The sequence below is a fragment of the Oscillochloris sp. ZM17-4 genome, from assembly GCF_019599295.1.
GTDB lineage: Bacteria > Chloroflexota > Chloroflexia > Chloroflexales > Chloroflexaceae > Oscillochloris.
In genome coordinates, this window is sequence record NZ_JAIEWN010000051.1 from 1 (window position 1) to 5,374 (window position 5,374).

Here is a 5,374-nt window from a genome sequence, read left to right on the forward strand (position 1 = left end):
AGGGTTTTCAAGAGGGGATCCCGCCCTTGAACCCGCCCGCATCGCTCATTATACCCGCTGTGAGACAGTGAATGGTTCTTAACACAAGTGGTGAAAAAAAAGAAAAATTCCCCTAGCAGCCTGCAGGGCTTTCGTGTATAATCACGTTGCTTACTTGTGACAAAGTAGCCATCCACGTATTGTCTGCCCCACCCCAAGCTCCTCCCATGCCGCAGGAGCCACTGCTTGAGACGTATCTCAACTCATTCTGTCCCGTTTCGCAGGTGGCGCCTACGCCTCACGCGTGAGATCAATGTGGATCCCTCGTGGTAAGGAGGAACGGTCAATGATCGACCTAATGATTCAGCGTCTTCTGGAGAAGGCCATCGATACGCCGGTGAAACTGCACCTGCTGCTGATCTTCCACGAAAACGTGCGTATGGAGGCGACGGCGAGCAGCATCGCCGAGCGCGTCTGCCGTGATATCTGGAGCGTCTCGCAGGCCCTTGATGAGATGGTTGAGGACGGGGTGATGGGCCGCTCGGTCTGCCCCAAGGGCGATTTGTGCTATCGCTACGCGCCGCTCCCAGAGAACCACGAGCCGATCAAGCGCCTGATCGCCGGCTACGACGACCCGATCGAGCGCGACCTGCTCCAGCGACTGATCCGCGACCTCTCCACCTACGCCGCCTACCGCCGCTCCAACGCCTGGGAGTATCAGATCGTCTGACCTCCCCCGCATATCTTCTGATGATGCCATCGGCCTGTCACGGGCCGATGGCATCATTATTTTATACTCCTCTTAGAGACGAACCTTGACAGTGGCACTATCAAGTCTTTACAATACAGAGAGCTCTACGATCTACAGGAACGCCACCCGTCTATGAAAGATTACTACCAGATCCTCGGCGTGAGCCGCGGCGCCAGCGACCAGGAGATCAAGCAGGCATACCGCAAGCTCGCGCGCAAATATCACCCCGACATCAACCCGGGCGATAAGAAGGCCGAGGCCCGCTTCAAAGAGATCAATGAGGCCTATGAGACGCTGTCCGATAAGGAGAAGCGTGAGAAGTACGACCGCTTCGGCAGCGACTGGAAGCGCTACGAGCAGGCTGGCCCCGGCGCCGACTATGGCGCCAGCGGCGACTTCTCCGATATCTTTGAGTCGTTCTTCGGCGGCGGCCGCGCCGCCCGCGGCGGCCCCGGCGCCGGCGGCTTCAATGTGCGCATGGATGGCCAGGACGTGGAGCACCAGGTAGACATCACCCTTGAGGAGGCGTTTACCGGCACCCAGCGCAGCCTGCAGTTCTCTACCCCCAACGGCGCCCCGCGCACGATCACGATCAAGATCCCGGCCGGCGCCGATACCGGCAGTCGGGTGCGGGCGGCCGGCGAGGGCTCGCCCGGGCTCAATGGCGGCGCCCGCGGCGACCTGATCCTGACGGTGCGGCTGCTGCCCCACGCCCGCTTCGAGCGCAAGGGCAGCGACCTCTACACTACGGTTGATGTTCCCATGTATACGCTGCTGCTCGGCGGCCAGGCCCAGGTGCCCATCCTGAGCGGCAAGACGATCTCGCTGACGATCCCGCCGAGCACACAGAACGGCCGCACCTTCCGCCTCTCGGGCCAGGGCATGCCGGTGCTCCACACGGATCGGCGCGGCGACCTCTACGCCCGTATGAATGCCGTGCTGCCGGCGCAGCTCAGCGAGCGGGAGCGCGAGCTGTTCGCGGAGCTGCGGCGGATCGCGGAGGGCCAGCCGGCATGATCGAGCACACCAGCGAGGAGCGCCGCTACACCATCCGCGTAGCAGCCCAGATCGCCGGGATGCACGAGCAGAGCCTCCGCATGTACGAGCGGCGCGGCCTGATCCAGCCGGAGCGGAGCAAGGGCAACATCCGGCTCTTCAGCGATGCGGATATCGAGCAGATCCGCTTTATCCGCCGCCTGGTCAATGAGCTGGGCGTGAACCTGGCCGGCGTCGAGGTGATCATCCAGATGCGCCGCCAGCTCATCCAGGCCCAGGCGGCACTCGCATCCCTCCGTGATCCTGGCGCGCGCTGACATAGGCGCCCCAACGGCCGGCACGCTCGCCCCACGAGCGCGCCGGCCGTTGGCGTCCCCGCTGTAACCATACCCCTGTCGCTGACATCAAAGCTGCAGAGACGGAGCTATGCAGACAGCGATAAGGACAGCGCAATGAGTTACATCCAGGAGAAGGACCGGACAGCGATTCAGGAGACCTTCGGCGAGCTGCGGCACCCCGTACACCTGGCCCTGTTCACCTCCGAGGAGAGCGGCGAGTACAGCACGGTGGCCGCCGAGCTGCTGGCAGAGGTCGCCGACCTGAGCCCGCAGATCAGCGTCGAGTCCGTCGATCTCGTCGCCGGGGCGGATCGCGCCGCGGCCTACGGGGTGACGGTGGCGCCGACCCTGGTGGTGCTCAGCGGCGATGAGCGGGCCGATAACGGCCTGCGCTTCCTGGGCCTGCCCTCGGGCTATGAGTTTGTCTCGCTGCTTGAGGCCATTCGCCTGGCCGGCGGCGCCTTTGAGGTCTCGCTCCAGCCGGCCACCCGCGCCTTCCTGGATGAGCTGCATGCCCCGATGCGCCTACAGGTCTTTGTGACGCCAACCTGCCCCTACTGCCCGCGGGCGGTGGTGCTGGCCTACCAGCTGGCCATGTCCTCGCCGTATATTCTTGCCGAGGGGGTCGAGGTCTCTGAGTTCCCGGATATGGGCGAGCGCTACAGCGTGATGGGTGTGCCCAAGACGGTGATCGATGGCCTGATCCATATCGAGGGGGCGGTGCCCGAGCCGATGTTGCTCGCTCGGCTGCGGGAAGCCCTGGTCGCCGAGGCTGTCTAGCATAACGTCATGGGCGACGTTGCAGAGCCCGACGACTATCTGCACGGTGCCGGACGCCTCCGCCGGCACCGTGCTATACTAGAGTCTGATGCCCTTATCGTAGGCATCAGTTGGAGGAGGCACCCGTGCCGGGACCCACGATCACGATCAGTGTCTACGACGACGATACGCAGCTGCTTGTTGGCCTCCGCCGCCACGACCCCGACGCCTGCACATGTATGGTCAAGCGCTTCGCTCCCCTCGTCTTCGCCCGCGCCCTGCGCCTGGTGGGCGACGCGGATGAGGCCGAGGGCGTGCTCCAGACCACCTTTATCAAGGCGTGTAATGCGATCGATAGCTTCGACGGCGCGAGCGGTCTGGGCACCTGGATCTACCGCATCGCCACCAACGAGGGGCTAATGCTGCTGCGCGCCCGGCGCCAGTCGCTCGCCCTCGACGACGTGGCCGAGACGCTCCAGCCCGGGGATCTGCCCGACAGCCGTGTGGCCTGGCCCGAAGACCCGCTCCGCTCGACGCTTGACTCCGAGCTGCGCGGGCAGATCGAGGCCGCGATCGCCGGCCTGCCCGAGGGGCTGCGCTTGGTGGTGATGCTCCGCGATGTGGAGGGGCTGAACACCGAGGAGACGGCGGCCCAGCTCGGCCTGAGCCCCGGCGCCGTCAAGGTGCGCCTGCACCGCGCCCGCATGCGCCTGCGCGAGTCCCTGGCTGGCTATATGGCCCGCCCAGAGGAGATCGATGATGCCGAAGCTGCACGCTAATCTGCCCCCCTGCTACGACCTGGCCCGCCAGCTCAGCGCCTACCTCGACGGCGAGCTCCCCGCAGATCTCTGTCACGACCTTGAGGCGCACCTTGGCGGCTGCCCCGACTGTCGGGTCGTGCTCGACACCCTCGGCCGGACAGTCCAGATCGTCCATGCGCTCAGCGACACCCCCGTCTCCCTGCCCGCCGATGTCGAGGCGAGGCTGCTGTCCCGGCTGACCGGAGCCTAGCCGATTTCGTAAGGGCGCAGCAGCAGAAAGCGGGGTTGCGCAAGGCGCAACCCCGCTTTCTGCTGCTGCGCCCTTACTGCCTTGCCAGGTTGGCCGCCACCAGGATGGGGTCCCAGACCGGAGAGAAGGGCGGCGCGTAGGCGAGGTCTAGCTCGCCGAGCTGCTCCACCGTCCAGCCGGCGTGCAGCGCCGCCGCGATCACGTCCACCCGCTGGGCGACGCCCTCGCGGCCGACGAGCTGCCCGCCCAGCATGCGGCCGCTGCCGGCCTCGTACACCAGCTTGACATGGATGGGATGGCCGCCAGGCATATAGTGCGCCCGCGAGCCCGCCGTGGCGCTCACGGTCTTCACGCTGAAGCCCTCGGCCCGCGCCCGCTCCTCGGAGAGGCCGCTGCTCGCCGCCGTGAGGTCGAAGACCTTTACCACCGAGGTGCCGACGATCCCGCCGAAGCGCGCGTCGCCTCCGGCGATATTTGTGCCGGCCACCTTGCCCTGCTTATTGGCGGTGGTGCCGAGCGGCACCCAGGCCGGCCTGCCGGTGACGAGGTGGTGGGCCTCGGCCACGTCGCCGGCCGACCAGATGCCGGGAAGGTTGGTGCGCTGGTGGTCGTCTACGGCGACGGCGCCGGTGGGGCCGAGGGCTATCCCGGCCGCGCTGGCCAGGCCGACGCTCGGGCGCACCCCGGCGGCCATGATCACGATCTCGGCGGGGAAGCGGACGCCGCCGGCGGTCACTTCGCGCACCCGATCATCGCCAGAGATCGCCTCCACGCCGTGCTCCAGGCGCACATCGACGCCCTGGCGCTCCAGCTCGGCCTGGACGTGGGAGGCCATCTCGATATCCAGGCTGGGCTGGAGCTGGGGCAGCCGCTCGACGACGGTGAGGGCCACCCCGTGGGCGGCCAGCGCCTCGGCCAGCTCGAGGCCGATGTAGCCGCCGCCGATGATCACGCCCCGCGCCGGGCGTAGCTCGTCGAGCCAGGCCTTGATCGCCAGGCCGTCCTCGACGGTGCGCAGGGTGAAGACGCCGGGCATATCGGCGCCGGGGATGGGGATGCGGCTCGCCGCGCCGCCGGTGGTGAGGAGTAGCTTGTCATAATGATCTTCAAATACCGCCCCGCTCTCCAGGTTGCGCACCGTGACCGCGCGCGCGTCGGGCGTGATCGCCAGCACCTCGTGGCGCACCAGGGCCGAGATCCCCTGCTTGGCGAACTGCTCGGGGGTTCGCACGACCACATCCTCGACGCGGGCGATCTCGCCCTTGATCGCGTAGGGCAGGCCGCAGGCCCCATAGCTCACATAGCCCGACTGCTCGTAGACGGTGATCGCGAGCCCTGGGTTGCTGCGTCGGGCTTTGGCGGCCGCGCTCATGCCCGCCGCGACCCCGCCGATCACAATAAGCCGCTCGCTGGGCTGATTGGTGCTCATAATGCCTCCTGATGGTGTTGGGGGAGCGTGATGGCCGCTTCCCCTCTCGGTGTTTGATGTCGTCTGCTGGCGCAGCGTTACATGGCCGTATCGGAGACCGATACGCGGTAG

Annotated in this window: 7 protein-coding genes; 6 read left to right on the forward strand and 1 reads right to left on the reverse strand. The window is 66.6% G+C overall.

Going from position 1 to position 5,374, the window contains the following annotated elements:
• The first annotated feature begins 337 nt into the window (after positions 1 to 337).
• The 6 genes from K2Z83_RS23920 to K2Z83_RS23945 all read left to right on the forward strand — a co-directional run bounded on the left by K2Z83_RS23920 (position 338) and on the right by K2Z83_RS23945 (position 3,834).
• Complete coding sequence (locus K2Z83_RS23920) at positions 338 to 709, forward strand: hypothetical protein (RefSeq protein WP_255604467.1); 372 nt, start codon at positions 338 to 340, stop codon at positions 707 to 709.
• A 153-nt stretch (positions 710 to 862) separates the two neighbouring features.
• A complete protein-coding gene (locus K2Z83_RS23925; RefSeq protein ID WP_220597695.1) occupies positions 863 to 1,747 on the forward strand; it encodes a DnaJ C-terminal domain-containing protein in 885 nt (294 codons plus the stop codon).
• Complete coding sequence (locus K2Z83_RS23930; protein ID WP_220597696.1) at positions 1,744 to 2,043, forward strand: MerR family transcriptional regulator; 300 nt, start codon at positions 1,744 to 1,746, stop codon at positions 2,041 to 2,043. The genes K2Z83_RS23925 and K2Z83_RS23930 overlap by 4 nt, the downstream gene beginning before the upstream one ends.
• Positions 2,044 to 2,178: 135 nt before the next feature.
• Positions 2,179 to 2,844 carry a thioredoxin family protein gene (locus K2Z83_RS23935; protein WP_220597697.1) on the forward strand — a complete coding sequence of 222 codons (666 nt, stop codon included), beginning with the start codon at positions 2,179 to 2,181 and terminating at the stop codon, positions 2,842 to 2,844.
• Between the two features lie 125 nt (positions 2,845 to 2,969).
• Positions 2,970 to 3,602: a sigma-70 family RNA polymerase sigma factor gene (locus K2Z83_RS23940; protein ID WP_220597698.1), complete on the forward strand. Its 633-nt coding sequence runs from the start codon at positions 2,970 to 2,972 to the stop codon at positions 3,600 to 3,602.
• Positions 3,580 to 3,834: an anti-sigma factor gene (locus tag K2Z83_RS23945; RefSeq protein WP_220597699.1), complete on the forward strand. Its 255-nt coding sequence runs from the start codon at positions 3,580 to 3,582 to the stop codon at positions 3,832 to 3,834. Before K2Z83_RS23940 ends, K2Z83_RS23945 begins: the two co-directional genes overlap by 23 nt.
• Positions 3,835 to 3,907: 73 nt before the next feature.
• On the opposite strand, the gene K2Z83_RS23950 is transcribed toward K2Z83_RS23945, so the two are convergent.
• On the reverse strand, positions 3,908 to 5,263 hold the full coding sequence (locus K2Z83_RS23950) for an FAD-dependent oxidoreductase (protein WP_220597700.1): 1,356 nt from the start codon (positions 5,261 to 5,263) through the stop codon (positions 3,908 to 3,910).
• Positions 5,264 to 5,374: the final 111 nt, after the last annotated feature.